The following is a 20890-nucleotide window of genomic DNA, read 5'->3' as shown; positions in this document are numbered from 1 at the left end:
AATTATTTTGTTTAAAGATTAAAGTCCCTAGTTTTAAAGTTTCTTAATAAATAGTACTTCAGCTTGTTTTTATGTGTGATATACTCTAGTCACTTTCTCAATTCCGTCAATTTTTTTGATGTTGTTGATCATTTTTTTAAGAATGGTGTTATTCTGTACAATTACAGCTACTTGACCATGAAAAAGCCCAGCATTGGTACTCAATGAAATACTTTGTATGTTGACATGCATATTGTTTGAAATCACTTTAGTAAGTTCGTTTGTCAAACCAAGTACATCCATTCCTGTAATGTCCAAAAGGGCTTTGAATTCTTCCTGAGTAGAATCGATCCATTTGGCACTCATGATTCTATAGGCGTAGTTGGATTGCATTCCGATGGCGTTTGGACAATCTTTTTTATGCACTTTTATTCCTTCATTTATAGTGACAAAACCAAAAACATCGTCACCAGGAATTGGATTGCAACATGGTGCTAGTTTGTAATCTAACTTGTCATGTTCTGTACCGAAAACCAATAAATCGTAATTGCTGTTGATTTCTGGTTTGTTGATATCAATGTCGGCGGTGTTTTTCTGATTTCGCTTAATTTTATTTTTAAAGAAATTAATGAATGTATTGCTTTTTTTGGCTGCAAATTCTTTCAATTGCTGATTTTCAATGGCGCCAATACCAATTCTATAATACAAATCCAAACTGGTTTTAAGTTTGAAAAAATTCACCAATTCATTTGTTACATTTTCATTTAAAGTAATCTTTAGATGTTTGAGTTTACGTGTTAGAATTTCTTTTCCTTCCTCACCAATTTTTTTAGTGTTTTCGTTAAGAACGTTTTTAATTTTTGTTTTGGCTCTTGAAGTAGTTACATAATCCAACCAGTTAGCGGTTGGTTTTTGGTATTGAGAGGTGATAACTTCAATTTGGTCCCCACTTTTGAGTTCGTAATTCAAAGGCACTAACTTTCCGTTAACGCGTGTTCCTCTTGTTCTTATCCCTAGTTCAGAGTGAATACTAAAGGCAAAATCTAACGAAGTAGCACCTTTTGGCAATGATTTGATTTCTCCTTTTGGGGTAAACACAAAAATTTCTTTAGAATAGAGATTCATTTTGAAATCTTCGACAAAATCTACTGCATTTGTTTCAGAATTTTCTAAAGCTTCTCTTAGTAAATTCAACCAAACGTCTAAACCGCTTTCTTCGGTAGCGCCGTTTTTGTATTTGTAATGTGCTGCATACCCTTTTTCTGCAATTTCGTCCATCCTTTCACTACGCACTTGCACTTCAACCCAGCGTCCTCTTGGTCCCATAACCGTAATGTGCAAAGCTTCATAACCTGTAGATTTAGGGGACGAAATCCAATCTCTCAATCGACTTGGACTTGGTCTGTAGTGGTCAGTAACTATAGAATAGATTTTCCAAGCCAGAAATTTTTCTTCGTTAGGCTCTGATTTGTATACGATTCTGAGTGCAAATTTGTCATAGACTTCATCAAAACTTACGTTTTGTGCACGCATTTTTCTACGAATAGAGTAGATGGATTTTGGTCTGCCTTTAATGATATAATCGATTCCTTCTTTGTCTAAGGAATCTTTTAAAATATCTGAGATGTCTTTAATGTAGGCATCTTGCTCTTCTTTAGTTTCTTTTATTTTGCTAACAATTTCATTGTAAATTTCGGGTTCGGTATATTTTAAACCCAAATCTTCTAACTTGGTTTTAATATTGTATAGACCTAATCGATGCGCTAAGGGTGCGTAAATATAGAGTGTTTCAGATGCGATTTTGGTTTGTTTGTCCTCGCGCATCGAATCCATGGTTTGCATGTTGTGCAAGCGATCCGCAAGTTTAATCAAGATTACTCGGACATCATCATTCAAAGTAAGAATCATTTTTCTAAAATTCTCAGCTTGAATGGAGGCGTTTAGGTCTTTTTGAACCAAAGAAATTTTGGTAAGTCCTTCAACCAATTGCGCTACTTTTGGATTGAAAAGTTTTTCAATGTCGTGTACAGTAATGGGTGTATCTTCTACAACATCATGCAGCAATGCAGCGGCAATAGAGGTGGCACCTAAACCAATTTCAGAAGCAACGATTTTCGCCACAGCAATGGGATGAAAAATATAAGCTTCTCCTGATTTTCTTCTTTGGTCTTTGTGTGCATCAACGGCTACATCAAAGGCTTTTCGAATCAGTTTTTTGTCGGTAGGTGTTAAAGTTTGGTAACTAATGCGCAATAATTCTTTGTATTCTTGCGCAATCGCTTTGTTTTCTTTCTCTATTTCTAATTCTGTCATAACGGCATGGTTCAATTTCTAAAACTAAGCAATAAATCCCATTTTTGCAAGGCGAAATTGACTAATAAAGTTTATTTAAAAGCTTTTAAAAGTAACTTGTCCGATAAAAAAAGCACAATCATTTTTTATCGGACAAAAATAAAATATTTTGATGGCGACTAATTGACTCTTTTGAAGTCTAAGTCTTGAAAATCATAACTAAAATCCGTTAAGTCTGAAATTGGTTTCATCTTGATGCCAATCGTTTTTCCTGAAGCATCATTTTCTAGGAATAAATGGGCATCTGCATTGAAAAAAGCATTGTTCCATTTCACCACAAGATTACCTGATTTGTAAAAGAAAACTTCGCCAGCTAATTGCGGAGAACGTTTCGATTGAAAATAAATTTTTCCTTTCTTTTCTGAAAGTTCAATGGTACCAAACCAATTGTCTTTGTAAGTTCCAACAATAGATTTCCAATCGGTTTTTACTTTGTCTTTTTTGTTTTTTGCAACAGTAGTCCAAACTTCTTCGGTCACTTTGTCGGCAGTAGCAACATTGGCTTTGATGCGATTATGATACAGCGTTACATAGTCTTGAGCAGGAATACCTAAATAACTATCCTTAATCGTATTGGTTATCGCTGTAAAAGCTGCTCCTTCTTGTTGATTGGTCAGAACAATTATCCCTAATTGTAGCTCTGGAAGTAGTGTTACTTGAGTGACATTGCCTTCTAAACCTCCGGTATGTGAAACTTGCTTATATCCTTTAACATCATTCAAAAACCATCCCAATCCGTAACCATTGAAGTGAGTGTTGTAAGGTGGGCGAGTGGTAGCTGGAATGATGGTTTGTAATTGCCACATTTCATTTTGCTGCGCTTCAGAGAATAAAGCTTTGTTTTCGGGTCCGTATTTTCCTTTGTTGAGTTGCAAAAGCACCCATTTGCTCAAGTCATTTACGCTAGAATAAATACCCGCTGCCCCATCAAAAAGCTGATTGGTGTATGGCTTGATTACTTTTAATTGACCGTTTACAGGAACGTGTGGAGCAATTACGTTTGTAGTATCTTTTAACCTTTTGTATGAGGCTACACTATTGTTCATTTCTAGAGGTTTCATCATGCGTTGCTCTACAAAATCAGCCCAACTCAGCTGACTTACTTTGTGAATAATTTCACCAGCCACGATGTACAAAAGATTGTCGTAATCAAATTTGGTTCTAAAGCCAGAAACAGGTTTTAAGTACTGTAGATTTTCGATGATATCTTTTGAAGTGAAATCGCTTCCGTCAGGCCAAATCATTAAATCACCCGCGCCAAGTCCTAATCCACTTCGATGCGTTACTAAATCTCGAATGGTAAATTCGTTGGTAACATAGTCATTGTACATTTTGAAATTGGGCAAGTACTGAATTACTTTATCGTCCCATTGTAGCTTTCCTTCCTCAACCAGCATGGCTAATGCGGATGTGGTAAAGGCTTTACTGTTGGAAGCAATCCCAAATAAGGTATTGCCATCTACTTTTTCTTTGGTCAAAATAGATTTTACGCCATATCCTTTGGAATGAATTACTTTGCCATCTTTTACGACTGCTACGGCAATTCCAGGTACATTAAAGGTTTGAATGGCTTTCTCGGTTACTTGGTCGATTTGCTCTGAGGTAATTTGAGCAAAAGTGCTGAAAACACTTGCAAATACTAGGAATAAGGAGAAATATTGTTTTTTCATTTTTGGTTATTTATGGTATTTTTATTCATCTTGTAAAAATCTAAAATCTAAAATCTAGAATCTAAAATCTAAAACCCTCTTTGTCTTTTGGCTTCGAAAATCAAAATAGCCGCAGCAACCGAAACGTTCATCGAATCAATTTCGCCTTGCATCGGGATGATAATATTTTGTGTGGCCGCATCGCGCCATTCTTGCGTCAATCCTGTAGCTTCTGTTCCCACTACCAAAGCGGTTGGAGTCGTGTAATTTTCAAGATGATAGCTATTGGAGTTTTGTAAAGTAGCACAATAAAAATTAATATTTTTTGCTTTCAAAAAGGCAATAATTTCAGCGGTACTTCCAGTAGCGATTTGGTTGGTAAACAAGCAACCCACGCTCGAACGAACGATGTTTGGATTATATAAATCACTTTTGGGGTTGGCAATGATTACGGCATCCAAATTAGCTGCGTCCGCAGTTCGCAACAATGCGCCAATGTTGCCAGGTTTTTCAGGAGCTTCTGCAACTAGAATCAACGGATTTTCGGAAAGTTTTAAATCCGATAACAATGTCGATTTGGTTTTGGCTACAGCCAAGACACCTTCTGTAGAATCTCTATAGGCTAGCTTTTCATAAACGGCGGAAGTAATTTCGATTAAATCTGCATTTGGAGCCAATTGTTTGGTTTGACTTTCAGCACAAATTTCGGGAACAAATAATAAGGTTTCAATTTCGTAGCCTCCTTTTATGGCAATGCTAATTTCTCGTTGTCCTTCAATCAAGAAAGTGCCAGTTTGTTTGCGAGCTTTGGCTTTTTCCTGTAATAAAACCAAGGATTTGATATACGGATTCTGTATGGAAGTAATTTGTTTCAAGCTTTTTTTTAATGACAAATATACACAGAGTATTACTTAGAATACACTTGAATTGGGATATTTAAAGATTACTGCAGTTATTTAATAAGTATTTCTTTAATTTTGTTTTCTTCAAAAAGCAACAACATTGTTTAAGAGTAAACGAATAAGAGCAACATGTTTTATTTATTAGATATTATTGGGACTATGGCTTTTGCTTTATCGGGAGCACTTACGGCAATGAATAAACGATTGGACCCTTTTGGGATATTGATTATTGCCTTTGTCACTGCTGTTGGCGGCGGTACCTTAAGAGACGTGCTTATTGGCAAAACTCCCGTGGGGTGGATGCTCAATCTCAATTATGTTTACGTGATTTTTATTGGTTATGTTTTGGCGATTCTTTTCAGAAAAAGATTCGATAAATTGCGCAAATCCTTGTTTTTATTCGATACTATTGGTTTGGGGGTTTTTACGCTTATTGGTTTAGAAAAAGGGGTTAGCATCGGTTTACATCCTATCATTTGTACTGCTTTGGGAACTATGACGGCTTGTTTTGGAGGAGTTATTCGCGATATTTTGTGTAATGAAATTCCAGTTATTTTCAGAAAAGAAATCTATGCTACCATTTGTATTTTGGGAGGAATTGTTTTTTTTGTACTAAAGAAAGAAAACGTACCTGATGAATTCATTCAGTTAGTAACATCTTTGGTAATTATCATTGTTCGATTGTTGGTGGTCAAATTCAATTGGTCGTTGCCTACATTGGATTTAAAATTAAAATAAATGTGAAAAAATATAGTATAAGGCCTTATCAAGAAAGCGATTACGAGCTTTGGAACACCTTTGTGAGTGCCGCTAAAAATGCTACATTTTTGTTTCATAGGGATTTTATGGAGTACCATAAAGAACGGTTTGAAGATTTTTCACTGTTAGTATTTGATAAAGTTAAATTGGTCGCAGTCTTGCCAGCCAATAGAATTGAAAATAAGGTTTATTCGCATCAAGGATTAACTTACGGTGGATTGGTTCATACTTCCAAGTTAAAAATAGAAAGGATAGAATTGATTCTAAATTTGTTGTTTGATTTTTTCAAAAGTAAGCGTATAGAATATTTTTATTTGCATCCAATTCCTTCATTTTACTTAGGACAAGGTAACGCAGCGATTGACTTTTTTTTGATGAAAAAAGGAGCGCAACTATACCGAAAAGAAATGAATATGGTGGCGCAATTGCATCAAGAAATCCCCATTTCTAAAAGTAAATTAAAGAACTTTAGACGTACAGAATTATTGGGATTACGAGTGGTAGAAGAAACCAATTTTCAACCTTTTTGGGAAAAAATTTTGGAACCAAGGTTAGGTGAAAAATATGGTGTAAAACCAGTTCATAGTCTGGCTGAAATTCAGTTGCTTCACGAAAGATTTCCCAAAAATATCAAACAATTTTCTGCATATTTAGAAGATAAAATTATTGCAGGAATAACCATTTTTGAATTTGAAAACGGAGTAAAATCGCAGTACGGTGCTACTTCTAAAAAAGGTGAAAAATACCGTGCTTTGGATTTTTTATTTATTTCCCTTTTGGATATTTTTAAAAAAAGAGGCAAGCATTTTTTTGATATGGGAATTGTAAATGACTCTGGCGAAAAAGGATTTCATAGCGGCCTATTACAGCAAAAAGAAGAATTGGGTTGCACCGTATGGAATCAGGATTTTTATAAAATCACCCTAAAATGATACGATTTTTAGACTTAAAAAAAATAAACGAACGCTATGAAACGGCATTTCAAGATCAATTGAAATCGGTTTTAGAAAGAGGCTGGTATATTTTAGGTAAAGAAGTCGAAACCTTCGAAAATAATTTTGCAAACTATTGTAAGTCGGAACATTGTGTGGGTGTGGGCAATGGTTTGGATGCTTTGACTTTGATTTTTAAAGCCTATATTCAATTAGGGAAATTGCAAAAAGGGGATGAAGTTATTGTGCCAGCCAATACTTATATCGCAAGTATTTTAGCTATTCTAGCTGCTGATTTGGTTCCTGTTTTAGTTGAACCCAAATTGGAAACTTACAACATTAACCCTGATTTGATTCCAGAAAAGATAACTTCAAAGACAAAAGCTATTTTGGCGGTTCATATATACGGACAGTTAGCAGAGATGGAGCGTATTCACACAATTGCTGAACAAAATGATTTATTAGTTATCGAAGATGCAGCTCAGGCTCACGGAATAGAAAGAAATTCTAATTTTGAAATTCCAAATTCCAAAACCGAACTATGGGCTCGTGCGTACAGTTTTTATCCGAGTAAAAATTTAGGAGCTTTGGGTGATGGAGGAGCAGTTGTTACTAATGATGCTCCATTGGCGAAAGTGATACAATCCCTCCGAAATTATGGTTCCGAAACAAAATATCAGAATGAGTTTGTTGGTGTTAATTCGAGATTAGACGAAATTCAAGCCGCTTTTTTGAACCTGAAATTATCCAACTTATATGCAGATAACGAAAAGCGAAGAACTATTGCCAAACGCTATTTGACCGAAATTAAAAACGATAAGATTATCTTACCATTTTGGGATTTTTCTAATAATCACGTTTTCCATTTGTTTGTGATTCGAACTCCAAAAAGAGCCGAATTACAAGCTTATTTGCTAGAACACGGCATTGAAACAGCGATTCATTATCCCATTCCGCCGCATAAGCAAAAGGCTTTAGAATATATGAATTCGCTCTCGTTTCCTATCACTGAAAAAATTCATGAAGAAATTTTAAGTTTGCCATTACATCCAGCTCTTGAGGACGAAGAAGTTAGTGCTATTATTAATGCATTAAACCAATATTAATGAGTATTTTTTCTAAAATAAAAGTATTTTGTTTTGTGAACTTACGCATCATAAAGTACAAATTGTTATCGGATTGTAAGAGAGTTTCAGGAAATCCTATACTACATCATCCTTTATTGCTAAAAGGCGAAGGAAAGATTTCATTTGGAGAAAATGTACAAATTGGGGTAATTTCTTCTCCTAATTTTTATTCTCATTACACCTACTTAGAAGCCAGATACAGAGAATCAGAGATTGTAATCGGCTCAAATGTTGCCATAAACAATGGGTTCTCGATAGTGACTTATGCTAAAGTTACTATTGGTAATGATGTACTAATTGGTGTCAATTGTTCTATTATGGATAATGATGGGCATGAGCTAGCATTTAATAATAGAAATCAGCCGCCTTCTGGACAAGCTGTTGTCATAGAAAATAATGTTTTTATTGGTTCGAATGTAACCATTCTTAAAGGAGTAACTGTGGGAGAAAATGCAGTAATAGGAAATGGAACTGTAGTGACTCGGGATGTGCCAAAAAATGCAATTGTTGCGGGTAATCCTGCTCGAATAATTAGAATGTTACCACATTGAAAATCCCAAGAGAAAATACGTTGCTTAGAGTGTTAACTCTAAATTCCTTTTCAATGGGAGTCACTTTTGTATTGGGATTTATCTCGAACAAGTTGGTCGCTGTTTTCTTAGGGCCTTCCGGAATGGCTATACTAGGTAATTTTAGAAACTTAGGTGCTATGCTAAAATCCGTTGCAACACTTGGGATTAGTACCTCACTGGTGAAATTGGTGGCTGAAAACAAAGAAAATAAAACAGCACTTTCGGAATTGTATGCTACTTTTCTTTCTGTTTTTATTATTATTTCTTCTTTTTTAGCCATTGGTGTTTTCTTTTTTGCGGAGACTATCGGACAGCTTTTGTTTTATTCCAACCAATGGACAACTCCAATCCGAATAGTGGGTTTGTCTTTGCCTTTGGTATTGCTTACTACATTTTGGTTAGCCATTTATAATGGTTTGGAACAATTCAAAACTATTGTTTTAGTACAATTGGTGTCTTCTGTTTTGGTTTTTATTGTAACAATAAGTTTAATTTATTTTGAAGCAATTGATGGAGCGATTTGGGCGATTGCTTTAAGTGAACTACTTATGGTGCTTGCTACTTTTGTTTTTGTCGTAAAAGACAAACGCTTTTTTCAATTTAAGCTTCGGTTTTTAATAAAAAAAGAATATCTAATTTCCATTCAAAAGTTTTCGGCAATGGCGTTGCTGTCGGCTATAATTGTTCCTTTAACTTTGCTTTTAATTCGTGATACCATAACAGCTGGATATTCGTTACCTGAAGCTGGTTTATGGGAGGCTACTACAAAATTATCGAGTTTTTATATGCATTTTTTTAACGCTGGATTGTCATTGTATTATATGCCTAAACTAGCTTCGTTAGAAACCGAATCCGAATTTAAGCAAGAACTTATGGGGTATTTTTCGACCTTTGTTCCTTTGTTTTTGATAATGTTACTCGTTTTGTTTTTTTTGAAAGAGTGGGTTTTAGAACTAATTTTTACTGCTGAATTCTTGAAAATAAAAACGGTATTGATATGGCAGTTTATCGGTGATTTTTTTAAAATATTAACCTTAGCTTTTGGGTACCAAATTTTGGTCAAAGCCCGACTCAAAGTTTATTTTTTTCTTGAAATAACTTTTAATCTAAGCTATTTACTACTATCACTGTATTGGATAAAAACTCGGGGATATGAAGGAGCGATTCAAGCGTATTGCTGCGCTAGTGCTTTAGGTTTTATTTTAGTTTTAATAGTGTTTAGGAAATTGTTTTTACCAAAGATTTAAAGCTTCCAAGCGGCTAGGTACTTTTGGGCGATTTTATGTGATACTGTTTGTTAATTTATTTGCTGTTGAGTATTAATATCTTAGGTTTAATTCTATTTATATGAAAATCTTTATTGATTAGTAATCCTTTAGTAGATGTTTCAAATACGTATTCAATTATAGCACATTTATTTGTTGTTGAAGATATAATTATAAACGGTTTAATAAGAGTAAGAATACCTAAATAGAATGGGTTTCTGGTTGAAAGAATTTAAAATCTATTAGTGAATCAACCTTCTTTTATAAAGTACTATACGTAATCCTAGATTTTTGAAAAATAGTCTGAAATCATTCATTTTAAAAGTATGTACAATTTCATAATTTATTCTTTTTTGTAAAGCCAAATCTTCTTCTTTTGTTTGGTTAAGAGCCAATGCTTTTTTCAAAATTAAAAAGGTGGAATGATTCATTCTTTTAGCACGAGCGTCTGTTTTTTTGAAAAAATTACTTCCTAATGAATTTGCAACAATTCTTTTTTGAATTAATGGTGCATCAATAAAGTCAATGTCAAAATTTCTTGATGCACGAATCCAAAAATCAAAATCTTCGTATTCTAAAAGTTCATCATATCCATTCAAAGAATCAAAAACTTCTTTCTTGACCATTCCAGATACTGAACAAAAAGTCTTTCCAGATGTTATAATACTTTCATAAATTCTTCCTGTTGGTCGTTTTTTAATCACTTTTTTATTCGAGTTTACTTCAAAAAAATAATCTTCAAAATTGCCGTTTTCAGAAATTAATTCGGCATTTCCATAAACTATTCCAAGATTTTGATAGTATGAATTCTGAAAACAATGAACTTGTTCCATTACACAATTTGGTAGTAAAAGATCATCTGCTGCTAAATCAATGATGTATTTTCCTTTAGTTTTTTTAAGAGTTCTATTAAATGATTTTGTAATTCCTAAATTGCGTTGATTTTGAATAAATTTAATTTCAGGATGTTTTACTATAAAAGAAGAAATAACATCAGCAGAGTTATCGGTACTGAAATCATCTACTACAATAATTTCAATGTTATTATAGGTTTGATTTAGAACTGATTTTAAAGTCTCTAAAATAAATTTAGAATGATTAAAACAATGACATATAATGCTGACTAAAGGTTTTTCTGAATTCAAATCTATATTCTTTTATTAAATTTGGCCAAAAATAACTAAATGCGATGAATGTTTCTCCAAATAAATATAAAATAGCATTAGTTGGATATAAGTTAAGTAATGGAGGCGCAGAGAGAGTTTTGTCTACTTTGTCTCAATATCTTCACAATAATCATCATGATGTGCATATACTCATAATGATAGATGAAATTACTTATTCATATGGAGGAGAATTATTTAATGTTGGGGCTCTTAGGAATAAATCTAATAATTTGCTAAATAAAATTAGACGATTTTATAAGTTTAAAAAGTATATTGAGAATAATGAATTTGATATTTTAATTGATTTTCGCTTTAGAGTGGTTTATTTCCAAGAGTTTTTTATTTATAAATTCATATACAAAACTCCAAGAATTCAAACTGTTCATAGCGGAAGTTATCATAGTTATTTGTTTAAGTACAAGTTCTTGTCTAATTATTTTTTTAAAAAATTTGATAAAATCATTACGGTTTCAAAAAGATTGGAAAAAAAGATTAATTCGGATTTGAATTTTACTAATGTTCAAACAATTTATAATCCCATAGACATTGATTTTATAAAAGAAAAGTGCTTTTCTGAAAAGATAGAAACTTACGATTTTGATTATATTGTTGCTGTTGGTAGATTAGCTGATACGAAACAGTTTGATAAACTTATAGAGGCTTATTGTTTATCTGTGCTACCAATTAAAAATATTCATTTAGTAATTGTGGGTTCTGGACCTGAATTAGAACGATTGCAAAATCTAGCCAAAAAAAAGTCAGTTTCTGAATTAATTCATTTTATAGGGCAAATTGCTTATCCTTATAAGATTGTTAAACACGCAAAATTTTTAGTACAATCAAGTTTGTTTGAAGGATTTCCCATGGTAATTCTAGAATCATTATGTTGTGAAACACCAGTAATTGCATTCGATTGTTTTTCAGGTCCTGATGAAATTATCGTTAATGGAGAAAATGGAATTTTGGTTGATAACCAGAATTTTAATGAATTAGTAAAAGCAATAAATAAAATGGAAGACGAAAATGATTTTTATCTTCACTGTAAAAAAAATGCTTTTGAAAGTATTAAAAAATTTGATATTAGTAAAATTGGTCCACAATGGGAATTGTTAATTGCTAGAATAAAAGAACATGCCAAATAACTATGAGTTTATAAAAATCCCAGTAGTAGAAGACACCCGTGGGAATTTAGGATTTATTCAAAATGATATCCTAACCTTCGATTTTAAGCGAGTGTATTACTTGTTTGATGTGCCTAGTAGTGCTTTTAGGGGTGGACACGCTCATATTGAACAACAAGAAGTCTTGATTGCTCTCAGCGGAAGCTTTGAGGTAGTTTTGGATGACGGTTTTGAGAAAAAAACAATTTTGCTCAATAAACCTTCGTTGGGATTACTGATTCCGACAGGGATTTGGAGAGAATTACAAAATTTTTCTTCGGGTTCTGTTTGTTTGGTTTTGGCATCGGATGTTTTTGAAGAATCGGATTATATTCGAGACTATCCACAATTTTTGGAAACTAAAAAATGAAATTACTGTATTTAGTTCCTTCGGTCAATCAAGCGGGTGGGGTTGCAAAAGTGCTGGCTACCAAAACCGACTATTTCATTCAAAATTTTGGGTACGAAGTGCATATTATGACGCAAAATAAAGGGTATGAGCATCCTTTTTTTGAATTTAATGCGCAAATTGTTTGGCATGATATCGAACGAAAAGGCCATTTTTTGACTGCGATTTATGCTTACAAAAAGCAATTGCAAACGATTATATCACAAGTGCAACCCGATAGTATTATTGTTGCTGATAATGGATTGAAAGGCTACTTGGTTCCTTTTTTAATTGGTAAGAACTCACCTGTGATTTTTGAATGTCATGGCTCAAAGTATGTCAATGAAAGACCTTTTGCATTTCCTTTTTTTTCTCGATTATGGTTTCGAATAGGGGTTTCTATTAAAAAATTGGGCGCTAAAACTTTTGATGTTTTTGTGGTGTTGAATAAAGAAAGTGCCCAAGAATGGAATACTAAAAACAGTATGATTATTGCTAATCCATTGTCTTTTAAATCAGAAGAACCAGCTCTGTTAGATGCTAAAAAAGTACTAGCTGTTAGCCGTAATTCCTACGAAAAAGGACTCGATAGATTATTGGAGATTTGGTCTTTGGTATTTCAAAAGCATCCTGATTGGAAACTGGATATTTATGGAACGCTTTCTCCTGAAGAAAATCTGATTCCGTTGGCAAATGCTTTAGGAATTGCTTCTTCCGTTCGTTTTTATCCTCCAGTTTCGGAAGTTGCTACGCTATATGCAAAGGCTTCGGTGTTGGTGATGACTTCTCGTTCTGAAGGATTGGGTTTGGTGCTACTTGAGGCTATGGCTGCGGGTTTGCCTTGTGTGGCGTACGATTGCCCAGTAGGTCCAAGGTCAATTATAACGGATGGTGTAAATGGTTTTTTGGTTGAGGATGGTAATGCAACCGCTTTTTCAGAGAAATTAGCCTTGCTTTTTGAGGATAAAGATTTAAGAAAAAAGCTGGGAGCCAGCGCTCGGCAAAGTGTTTCGGAATATGATTTGGATGCGATTATGTTGCAGTGGAAGACCTTATTTGAGCGTTTGCAATAGACAAAGATAGCCCAACTTGTACCAGTCAAAAAGTTGCAACGAAGGATTGTCAGACAATAGATTTTTTGTAGTAACTGTTTTGGTTTGTTGAAAAAGCCAAGCCGTCAATTGTATCAAATGTAGTTTTTTGACCCATAAAAATGTTGTTATAATTCTACTTTCATTGGGCTTTATTGTTTTCGTTTGAATCAACATGACTAAGTTTTGCAATGCGATTTCTGTTTTAGCCAAAAACTGAGTGGAGGTTTCTAAATTAAGATGAAAAGTAGGATTGTCAATATGAAAAACAGTAATGTTCTGCTGCCCCAAATTCGATAGAAAAGACAAGTCTTCATACCCATAATCGCTTACCGATTCAGGAAATGGATGGCTCATTGCAATTTCTTTTCGTATGACTAAATTCGAAGTGAGTGCTCGGCTGTTAGGTTTTTTATTCCTGAATTCACAAGATAAAGCTTCTCTTTTTTGACCATATACCCAGCGTAACAATTGTGAGTTATGAGGCTTTTTGGGATGATATATAATGCCTCCAAAGACCAAATTCGACATTGGTTTTTGTATAAACGAAAGATAGTTTTTGATAAAAAATGAATCTTTTGGAAACATATCGCAATCCAAAAGCAGTAACCAATCAAATTGTGCTTTTTGAATCAGTAAATTTCTATTGTTTCCTCTACCTAAATTGACTGTGTTTTGTGAAAATGTACAATTCGATAATTGTTCAACAGTACGATTTTCTTCGATAAATGAGGAAGAACAATCGTCTTGGCAAAGGATTTCGAACGGTATTCCGGCGGCAATACATTGTTTGTGTACTTCCAAAACCAATGGAAATACCGCATAATTGTATACCGGAATAAGAATAGAAAGCATTATACCGTGCGCTGAACTACCTCAAAAATTTTGGTGTCTTCACATTTTAAGGTCTTAGAAGGGTATTTCATTAACAACGCATAATCGTGAGTGGCCATAATGATGGTTTTGCCAAGAGCATTGATGGTTTTTAGTACCTCAAGTACTTCGGCACTGGTTTGTGGGTCTAAGTTTCCAGTAGGTTCATCGGCAAGAATGAATTCAGGATCGTTAAGCAAAGCTCTTGCAATAGCAACTCTTTGTTGTTCTCCTCCAGAAAGTTGGTGCGGCATTTTGTTACCAAAATCTTGCATCCCTACTTTGGTAAGCACTTCTTCGATTTTGTTATTCATATCGTTCAAATCTGTCCAACCCGTTGCTTTGAGTACAAACAACATGTTATCATTTATAGAACGGTCTGGTAAGAGTTTGAAATCTTGAAAAACAATTCCGATTCTTCTTCTTAAAAAAGGAATCTCTTCTTCGGTTAAGGTTTCTAAATTGTAATCTACAATGTGTCCAGTACCTTCTGTTAAAGGTAAGTCACCGTATAAGGTTTTGAGTAAACTACTTTTTCCTGAACCTGTTTTTCCTATTAAGTAGATGAATTCACCATGTTTTACCTCTAAATTAACATCGGATAAAATGGTTCTTCCTTCTTGATAAATGGTTACGTTGTGTAAAGCTAATACGGTTTGTGACATGATTGAAGTGATTTATTGCGTAAAAGTAAGAAGTTAGCCTTTGTATTCAAAATAAATTCGAAGCTAATGAGCTAAAATCATCAGTTTGATTGTTGCTTCGTTGTGTAATGGTAATAGCGAAAGGCTTTAGTTTTTTTTGTAAAGTAATTTAGGGAAGTTTAAGTCGAATTTTAATGCATCCAAAAATGCCTTAATGTTGGCTTTTAACCCTGATCGAAACGGCATCCTTTTGTGAAGCGATAGCGAAACAAAAGATATAGTGTAGAGCAGGACGATGTTTCCAAAAAGGCCTTATTTTTCTGTTCCTAATTATGATTCTCGATTGGAGTGAGATAATAAAATGTTGTTTCTTCTCGTTTGTAATACGATAAATATGATATATTTGAATCATCAAAAAAATAGCACAATGCGTACCTTTTATTGGCTCCTAACTCTACCTTTTTTACTTTGTTTTTCTGGTGTTTTTGCACAAAAATCTACTGTTTATACTCACGATTTGCAGCGTTTTGATACGGCAATGGATTTGTATACGAATAAGCAATATGCTAGCGCTCAAGTTCTTTTTGAAAAAGTGCAGCAGAATGCTTCTAATGAGGATGTCAAAGGGGATTGTGCGTACTACATTGCTAATTGTGCTATCCGAACTAATGCCAATAATGCTGAGGATTTGGTGGCATTGTTCGTAAAAAAATATCCTACTAGCTCTAAGCGCAATCAAGCTTATGTTGAAGCAGCACATTACTATTTTGAACAAAATAATTACCCGAAAGCCTTGTATTGGTTTGATAAAGTGGAGTCTGACGAATTGACAAAACAAGAATTGGAGCGATTTAATTTTCAAAAAGGGTATTGCTATTACACCACGAGAAAGAAAAAAGAAGCTACAAAATACTTGAATATGGTTTTGAACTCGCCTGAATACGGTGCTCAGGCTAAGTATTATCTAGGGTTTATGGCATATGAAGGGGATGATTACAAAGCGGCAACTAAGTATTTTGATGAGGTTTCTGGCGAAGAAAAATACAAAGAGAAGTTGTCGTATTTTCAGGCAGATATGAATTTTAAGTTGGGCAATTTCCAAAAAGCGATTGATTTAGGGGTGAAAGCGATGGCACAATCGAATGAAATGGAGTTGTCTGAATTGAATAAAATTATTGGTGAGAGTTATTTCAACTTAAAAAATTACGAGAAAGCGATTCCGTATTTGTCCGAATACAAAGGAAAAAAAGGCAAGTGGAACAATACCGATTTTTATCAATTGGGTTATGCGTATTTCCAACAAAAGCAATATGAAAATGCCATTGCTCAGTTTAATAAAATCATTGATGGAAAAGATTTTGTGGCTCAAAATGCCTATTATCATTTGGGAGAATCGTATTTGGATTTAGGCCAAAAAACACAGGCATTGAACGCGTTTAAGAATGCCTCTGAAATGGATTTTAATAGCGAATTGCAGGAAGATGCCACACTTAATTATGCCAAGTTGAGTTATGAAATTGGAAATTCGTACGAAAGTGTACCTTCTATTTTGTTGGCTTTTTTAGATAAATATCCTCGTAATCCAAATGTGGCTGAGGTGGAGCGTTTGTTGATAGATTCTTATATCTCCTCTAAGAATTATAAAGAAGCATTGGTTTTGCTAGAAAGAAATAAAACGGCTGAGAATAAACTGGCTTATCAAAAAGTATTGTTTTATAGCGGACTAGAGTCTTTTACTGCTGCCGATTATGCAACTGCTAACAAATTATTTAATCGTGCAATAAATGAGTCTAAAGACGCGAATATCAACGCAAGAGCTACTTTCTGGAAAGCCGAATCTGATTTTATTTTAGAAGATTATAAATCGGCTTTGGCAGGATTCAAACAATTTGCTGTTTTGCCTAGTGCTCCGACTACGGTTGAATTTAAAAACAGCAATTATAATTTAGGCTATTCTTGTTTTAAATTAAAAGAGTACGAATCGGCAGCGAGTTATTTTCAAAAGCAAATCGATACTAATACAGAGGATAAAACTCGTTTGGCAGACGCTTACTTGCGTTTAGCAGATTGCAGATTTGTAGGGTCAAAATATTGGCCAGCCATTGATAATTATGTAAAAGCTATTGATCTAAAAAGTGTAGATGCTGATTATGCCTATTTTCAAAAAGCACTTTGTTATGGTTTTTTAGCCAAAAATGATAAAAAAATAGTGGAGTTGAAAGCTTTCTTGGAGCGTTACAAACAATCTGTTTATAGAGATGATGTGCTGTTCGAATTAGGAAATACATACGTGGCTGACAAAAAAGACGAATTGGCTATAACTACTTACAACCAGTTAATAACCGAATTTCCAGAAGGAACCTTTACTTCAAAAGCTTTACTACGACAAGGGTTAGTGTATTACAATGATGATAAAGATGATTTGGCTTTAACCAAATTTAAAAAAATAGCAACCGATTTTCCTAAAACACCAGAAGCTTTAGAAGCAGTTGCTTCGGCGCGTTTGATTTATGTAGATAGCGGGAAAGTAAATGAATATGCTACTTGGGTACGTACGTTGTCATTTGTATCTGTAACCGATGTAGAATTAGATAATGACAGTTATGAAGCCGCCGAAAAACAGTTGCAACAAGGCAATACTAAGCAAGCGATAGCTGGGCTTAATGCCTATGTGACCTCCTTTCCTAATGGCGTTCATGCTTTGAAAGCCAATTATCAGTTGGCGCAAGCGTATTATGATGAAGGTGCCGCAGGTAAATCGATTCCACATTTTGATTTTGTAGTGCAACAAGCACGTTCTGAATATACAGAGCCATCTTTGGTGCGTTTGGCTCAAATTCATCTAAAAGACAAAAGAGCCGATTATGCCATTCCGGTATTGTTGCGTTTAGAAACCGAATCGGATATTGCACAAAATAAGTTTTTTGCACTCTCTAATTTGATGAAGTTGTATTATGACACAAAAGAATACCCAAAAGCAGTTGTTTATGCAGAAAAAGTTTTAGCCGAAGCCAAGATTGACGAAATGGTAAAAAGCGATGCGCAAATAATTATTGCACGAAGCGCTATTCAAGCTGGAAACGAAACAAAAGCAAAAGAAGCTTATGCGAGATTATTGCCCATTGCGAAAGGGGAATTAGCCGCCGAAGCGATATATTATGATGCCTATTTTAAAAATAAAGAAGGGAAATTTGAAGCATCAAATGAAGCAGTTCAAAAATTAGCCAAAAATTATTCCAGCTATCGTTATTTAGGTGCCAAAGGTTTGGTCGTTATGGCTAATAATTTTTATGGATTAAAAGATAGTTTTCAAGCGACTTATATATTAGAAAGTGTCATCAAAAATTTCACCGATTATAAAGATGTGGTTGCTGCAGCGCAAACAGCATTGGATACCATAAAAAAAGAGGAAGCTAAAACGAACGCTTCTATTTCAAAATAAAGCAATCAAAAAGCATTTGTTTTTATCACTTTTATTAGTTAAAAAAATAGTTCAAATGCAATTAGGGAGTTGTAAAGATTCCTAGAAAATCCTACTAAAAATTAGTTCAAAAGAGTAAAATAATATGAGTTTACACGATAAAATAAAGTATTTTCCAATCAATATCACCAGTATCATTACGCTGTTTTTTGTTTTCTCTTTGGGAACTGCTCAAGAAAAGAAAGGAACCATTGGGGCAGAAGAGGTAAATGTTGTGAAATCTTTTTCGCCTACCGTATCGGATGCCTTCAAGATTAAAGAGACCCCGTTGCTTGACGATAAAGGAAATGCCCAAAAAGAAACAGTAAAATATACAGTTTTGCCTTTTCCTGTAGCGTCTACATTTACTCCTGCAAAGGGAATTGCTGCAAGTGTAGAAAAAGCAAAAGCGCAACGATTGTTCGAAAATTATGCGTCATTGGGTATTGGGAATTATGGAACGCTTCAAAGTTCGTTATTTGTGTATAAAAAATTACAAGCTAGAGATTTTATAGGGGCAAGCTTTCAGCATCATTCCTCTCAAGGTGGTATAAATGATGTGCTACTCGATGACCATTTTTATGACACCAAATTAGATTTGTTTTATGGAGTAAAAGAAAGTGATTATTCTTGGGATATTGCCGGTGGTTTTCAAAGTCAAACCTATAATTGGTATGGATTACCAGCTGATTTTGGAAGTTCTTTGACCCAAAGTGAGCGTAACGATTTAATCAAAGGAATTGATTCTGAACAAAAATACAATGCCATTACGTTTTCAGGGAATCTCACTATGGATGAAAGTATGTTAGATGAATCCAAAATAAAATTTCATCATTTTTCAGATGCTTTTGGATCTTCTGAAAATCGTTTGTTAGCGCAATCTATTTTTGGAATGGATCTTTGGAATGAAGCAGTCACCACCTCTGTTGTTTTGGATTATTTGGGAGGTTCCTTTGAAAATAATTATACTAAAACTAATACAGAGGCTATTGCGTATCGCTTCTTAAATTTTGGATTAGCCCCTCGATTTGCCATTGCCGAGGACGATTGGACCTTGCAAATAGGAGCGAGTTTGTTTTATAGTTTAGATGCCCAAGCGAGTAAAAGCAAATTGTATTTCTATCCAAATTTCAAAGCATCCTACAAAGTGGTGGACGATTTGATGATTTTTTATTTAGGTGCCGATGGTAGTTTAAAACAGAATACATATATGGATTTTGTGAATGAAAATCCATTTCTTTCTCCAACTTTGTTGGTACAACCAACGGATACCAAGTACACTCTTTTTGCTGGATTAAAGGGGAAATTGGCAAATTCAGTGAGTTACACTATTAGTGCGTCTTATTTGAATGAAGGGAACAAAGCCTTGTTCAAGGCAAATAACTATACAGAAAACAGTGCCAATGAGCCATACGCTTTCGGTAATTCATTAGGGATAGTCTATGATGATGTAAAAACGATGAGCCTTTTTGCAGAATTAAAAGCCGATTTCTCTAGAAACGTGGCCTTCGGAATCAATGCTACTTTAAATACTTATACCACCGATATTCAAGCCGAAGCGTGGAATTTACCCTCTATGAAAATCAATTCGACATTAGATGTTGTCATTACAGATAAATGGTTTGCGGGCGCCAAAGTCTTTTTTGTAGGCGAGCGAAAAGAGAATCAATTCAATACCGATTTGGTTACCAATTCTACTAGTATTACTTTGCCTTCTTATTTTGATGTAAACTTGAATGTAGGTTATAAATACAGTGAACGCATTACCGCTTTTTTAAAAGCCAATAATATTGCTAATCAAGCCTATCAAAAATGGCTCAATCTTCCCGTTCAAGGATTTCAAATTGTAGCTGGAGCGAGTTATAAATTTGATTTTTAATTTTTTTATAAAAACTCTGACAAGGTTCAAAACCAAGTCAGAGTTATAGTTTTTTCTATGACCTTCAAACAAAAAATACACACTTACTACCTGCAATTAGTGCAAGACCGCATCGATGCGTTTCGAGATATGATCTCGGCATTGACCGAAGATTCAAAAAATGATGCCAAAGGATCTGCGGGCGACAAGCACGAAACCGCACTTTCGATGATGCATCTCGAGCAAGAAAAATTCAATCACAAACTCCAAGAAGTCTTGGCTCAAAAAGCCGTTTTAGACAAAATCGATCCTACCATCGTTCCCGAAACCATAGTCGTGGGGAGTTTAGTTGTGGCCAACGGCATTTACCTGTACCTCAGTTTGGCCTTGCCCAAAATCACCATCGAAGGCACCAACATCATCGCGCTTTCGCCCCAATCGCCATTGGGTAGTAAATTAATGGGTAACAAAGTAGGTTTCGAATTCGAAATCAACACCACCAAGTACACCATTCAAGAAATTTTGTAATTTATAAGTTAGAGTAGGAGCGGGAAGCAATAGGCTTTTTTAGTTACATCGTCCCGTGATCCGCTATATCTTTGCTGCCGAACCCCGGCAGCAAAGGATGCCGCTCCTCCCGGGGCTAGCAGGGATTATTTTGGATTTTTTGGGAAGAAGGGTAAAGTGTTTTAAACTTTACTTTTCCTTATCTT

General features: G+C 34.5%; 17 protein-coding genes. 11 read left to right on the top strand and 6 right to left on the bottom strand.

Annotated elements, in window-relative coordinates:
* Positions 1-69: 69 nt before the first annotated feature.
* The 3 genes from ACSVH5_RS08105 to ACSVH5_RS08095 all read right to left on the bottom strand — a co-directional run bounded on the left by ACSVH5_RS08105 (position 70) and on the right by ACSVH5_RS08095 (position 4855).
* Complete coding sequence (locus tag ACSVH5_RS08105; RefSeq protein ID WP_438060939.1) at positions 70-2292, bottom strand: RelA/SpoT family protein; 2223 nt, start codon at positions 2290-2292, stop codon at positions 70-72.
* A gap of 158 nt (positions 2293-2450) precedes the next feature.
* Complete coding sequence (locus ACSVH5_RS08100; protein ID WP_438060938.1) at positions 2451-4001, bottom strand: serine hydrolase; 1551 nt, start codon at positions 3999-4001, stop codon at positions 2451-2453.
* A 68-nt stretch (positions 4002-4069) separates the two neighbouring features.
* Positions 4070-4855: a TrmH family RNA methyltransferase gene (locus ACSVH5_RS08095; protein ID WP_438060937.1), complete on the bottom strand. Its 786-nt coding sequence runs from the start codon at positions 4853-4855 to the stop codon at positions 4070-4072.
* 156 nt (positions 4856-5011) lie between these two features.
* Between ACSVH5_RS08095 and ACSVH5_RS08090 the strand changes: the two genes are divergently transcribed.
* The 5 genes from ACSVH5_RS08090 to ACSVH5_RS08070 are packed head-to-tail and all read left to right on the top strand — an operon-like array spanning position 5012 to position 9519.
* On the top strand, positions 5012-5620 hold the full coding sequence (locus tag ACSVH5_RS08090) for a trimeric intracellular cation channel family protein (RefSeq protein ID WP_438060936.1): 609 nt from the start codon (positions 5012-5014) through the stop codon (positions 5618-5620).
* A gap of 2 nt (positions 5621-5622) precedes the next feature.
* The gene (locus tag ACSVH5_RS08085; RefSeq protein ID WP_438060935.1) at positions 5623-6573 is read left to right on the top strand and encodes a FemAB family protein; all 951 of its coding nucleotides are present in this window, start codon (positions 5623-5625) and stop codon (positions 6571-6573) included.
* Positions 6570-7679, top strand: coding sequence for a DegT/DnrJ/EryC1/StrS family aminotransferase (locus tag ACSVH5_RS08080; RefSeq protein WP_438060934.1), 1110 nt, complete (start codon positions 6570-6572; stop codon positions 7677-7679). The genes ACSVH5_RS08085 and ACSVH5_RS08080 overlap by 4 nt, the downstream gene beginning before the upstream one ends.
* The gene (locus ACSVH5_RS08075) at positions 7679-8251 is read left to right on the top strand and encodes an acyltransferase (protein ID WP_438060933.1); all 573 of its coding nucleotides are present in this window, start codon (positions 7679-7681) and stop codon (positions 8249-8251) included. The genes ACSVH5_RS08080 and ACSVH5_RS08075 overlap by 1 nt, the downstream gene beginning before the upstream one ends.
* Positions 8252-8304: 53 nt before the next feature.
* On the top strand, positions 8305-9519 hold the full coding sequence (locus ACSVH5_RS08070) for an O-antigen translocase (protein ID WP_438060932.1): 1215 nt from the start codon (positions 8305-8307) through the stop codon (positions 9517-9519).
* Between the two features lie 260 nt (positions 9520-9779).
* On the opposite strand, the gene ACSVH5_RS08065 is transcribed toward ACSVH5_RS08070, so the two are convergent.
* Positions 9780-10682 (bottom strand): glycosyltransferase family 2 protein, encoded by a 903-nt coding sequence (locus ACSVH5_RS08065; protein WP_438060931.1) that lies wholly within the window; start codon positions 10680-10682, stop codon positions 9780-9782.
* Positions 10683-10726: 44 nt separating this feature from the next.
* Here ACSVH5_RS08065 and ACSVH5_RS08060 point away from each other — a divergent pair, with 44 nt between their 5' ends.
* Genes ACSVH5_RS08060 through ACSVH5_RS08050 form a run of 3 tightly spaced genes read left to right on the top strand, consistent with a single transcriptional unit; the run spans position 10727 to position 13324 of the window.
* Complete coding sequence (locus tag ACSVH5_RS08060) at positions 10727-11845, top strand: glycosyltransferase (RefSeq protein ID WP_438060930.1); 1119 nt, start codon at positions 10727-10729, stop codon at positions 11843-11845.
* The gene (locus tag ACSVH5_RS08055) at positions 11835-12233 is read left to right on the top strand and encodes a sugar 3,4-ketoisomerase (protein ID WP_438060929.1); all 399 of its coding nucleotides are present in this window, start codon (positions 11835-11837) and stop codon (positions 12231-12233) included. The genes ACSVH5_RS08060 and ACSVH5_RS08055 overlap by 11 nt, the downstream gene beginning before the upstream one ends.
* Positions 12230-13324, top strand: coding sequence for a glycosyltransferase family 4 protein (locus ACSVH5_RS08050; protein WP_438060928.1), 1095 nt, complete (start codon positions 12230-12232; stop codon positions 13322-13324). Before ACSVH5_RS08055 ends, ACSVH5_RS08050 begins: the two co-directional genes overlap by 4 nt.
* Here the strand turns inward: ACSVH5_RS08050 and ACSVH5_RS08045 are convergent.
* Together ACSVH5_RS08045 and ACSVH5_RS08040 are read right to left on the bottom strand one after the other, a co-directional pair.
* Positions 13304-14197, bottom strand: coding sequence for a glycosyltransferase family 2 protein (locus tag ACSVH5_RS08045; RefSeq protein ID WP_438060927.1), 894 nt, complete (start codon positions 14195-14197; stop codon positions 13304-13306). The genes ACSVH5_RS08050 and ACSVH5_RS08045 overlap by 21 nt on opposite strands.
* Positions 14197-14880: a cell division ATP-binding protein FtsE gene (locus tag ACSVH5_RS08040; protein WP_438060926.1), complete on the bottom strand. Its 684-nt coding sequence runs from the start codon at positions 14878-14880 to the stop codon at positions 14197-14199. The genes ACSVH5_RS08045 and ACSVH5_RS08040 overlap by 1 nt, the downstream gene beginning before the upstream one ends.
* 406 nt (positions 14881-15286) lie before the next feature.
* Here ACSVH5_RS08040 and ACSVH5_RS08035 point away from each other — a divergent pair, with 406 nt between their 5' ends.
* From ACSVH5_RS08035 to ACSVH5_RS08025, 3 genes are all read left to right on the top strand, one after another.
* On the top strand, positions 15287-18301 hold the full coding sequence (locus ACSVH5_RS08035) for a tetratricopeptide repeat protein (protein WP_438060925.1): 3015 nt from the start codon (positions 15287-15289) through the stop codon (positions 18299-18301).
* Positions 18302-18425: 124 nt separating this feature from the next.
* Positions 18426-20198: a TonB-dependent receptor gene (locus ACSVH5_RS08030; protein WP_438060924.1), complete on the top strand. Its 1773-nt coding sequence runs from the start codon at positions 18426-18428 to the stop codon at positions 20196-20198.
* A 57-nt stretch (positions 20199-20255) separates the two neighbouring features.
* Positions 20256-20705 carry a hypothetical protein gene (locus ACSVH5_RS08025; RefSeq protein ID WP_438060923.1) on the top strand — a complete coding sequence of 150 codons (450 nt, stop codon included), beginning with the start codon at positions 20256-20258 and terminating at the stop codon, positions 20703-20705.
* Positions 20706-20890 lie beyond the last annotated feature (185 nt).

Origin of the sequence: Flavobacterium sp. RSSA_27, assembly GCF_051547125.1 — a bacterium.
Taxonomy (GTDB): Bacteria; Bacteroidota; Bacteroidia; order Flavobacteriales; family Flavobacteriaceae; genus Flavobacterium.
This window is presented reverse-complemented; position numbering and strand designations above follow the sequence as displayed.

Coding starts and splice junctions, on each gene's coding strand:
- ACSVH5_RS08060 (WP_438060930.1), top strand. CDS start 10,727: ATGAATGTTTCTCCAAATAAATATAAAATAGCATTAGTTGGATATAAG.
- ACSVH5_RS08070 (WP_438060932.1), top strand. CDS start 8,305: ATGGGAGTCACTTTTGTATTGGGATTTATCTCGAACAAGTTGGTCGCT.
- ACSVH5_RS08080 (WP_438060934.1), top strand. CDS start 6,570: ATGATACGATTTTTAGACTTAAAAAAAATAAACGAACGCTATGAAACG.
- ACSVH5_RS08030 (WP_438060924.1), top strand. CDS start 18,426: ATGAGTTTACACGATAAAATAAAGTATTTTCCAATCAATATCACCAGT.
- ACSVH5_RS08105 (WP_438060939.1), bottom strand. CDS start 2,292: ATGACAGAATTAGAAATAGAGAAAGAAAACAAAGCGATTGCGCAAGAA.
- ACSVH5_RS08050 (WP_438060928.1), top strand. CDS start 12,230: ATGAAATTACTGTATTTAGTTCCTTCGGTCAATCAAGCGGGTGGGGTT.
- ACSVH5_RS08045 (WP_438060927.1), bottom strand. CDS start 14,197: ATGCTTTCTATTCTTATTCCGGTATACAATTATGCGGTATTTCCATTG.
- ACSVH5_RS08040 (WP_438060926.1), bottom strand. CDS start 14,880: ATGTCACAAACCGTATTAGCTTTACACAACGTAACCATTTATCAAGAA.
- ACSVH5_RS08025 (WP_438060923.1), top strand. CDS start 20,256: ATGACCTTCAAACAAAAAATACACACTTACTACCTGCAATTAGTGCAA.
- ACSVH5_RS08075 (WP_438060933.1), top strand. CDS start 7,679: ATGAGTATTTTTTCTAAAATAAAAGTATTTTGTTTTGTGAACTTACGC.
- ACSVH5_RS08090 (WP_438060936.1), top strand. CDS start 5,012: ATGTTTTATTTATTAGATATTATTGGGACTATGGCTTTTGCTTTATCG.
- ACSVH5_RS08100 (WP_438060938.1), bottom strand. CDS start 4,001: ATGAAAAAACAATATTTCTCCTTATTCCTAGTATTTGCAAGTGTTTTC.
- ACSVH5_RS08035 (WP_438060925.1), top strand. CDS start 15,287: ATGCGTACCTTTTATTGGCTCCTAACTCTACCTTTTTTACTTTGTTTT.
- ACSVH5_RS08055 (WP_438060929.1), top strand. CDS start 11,835: ATGCCAAATAACTATGAGTTTATAAAAATCCCAGTAGTAGAAGACACC.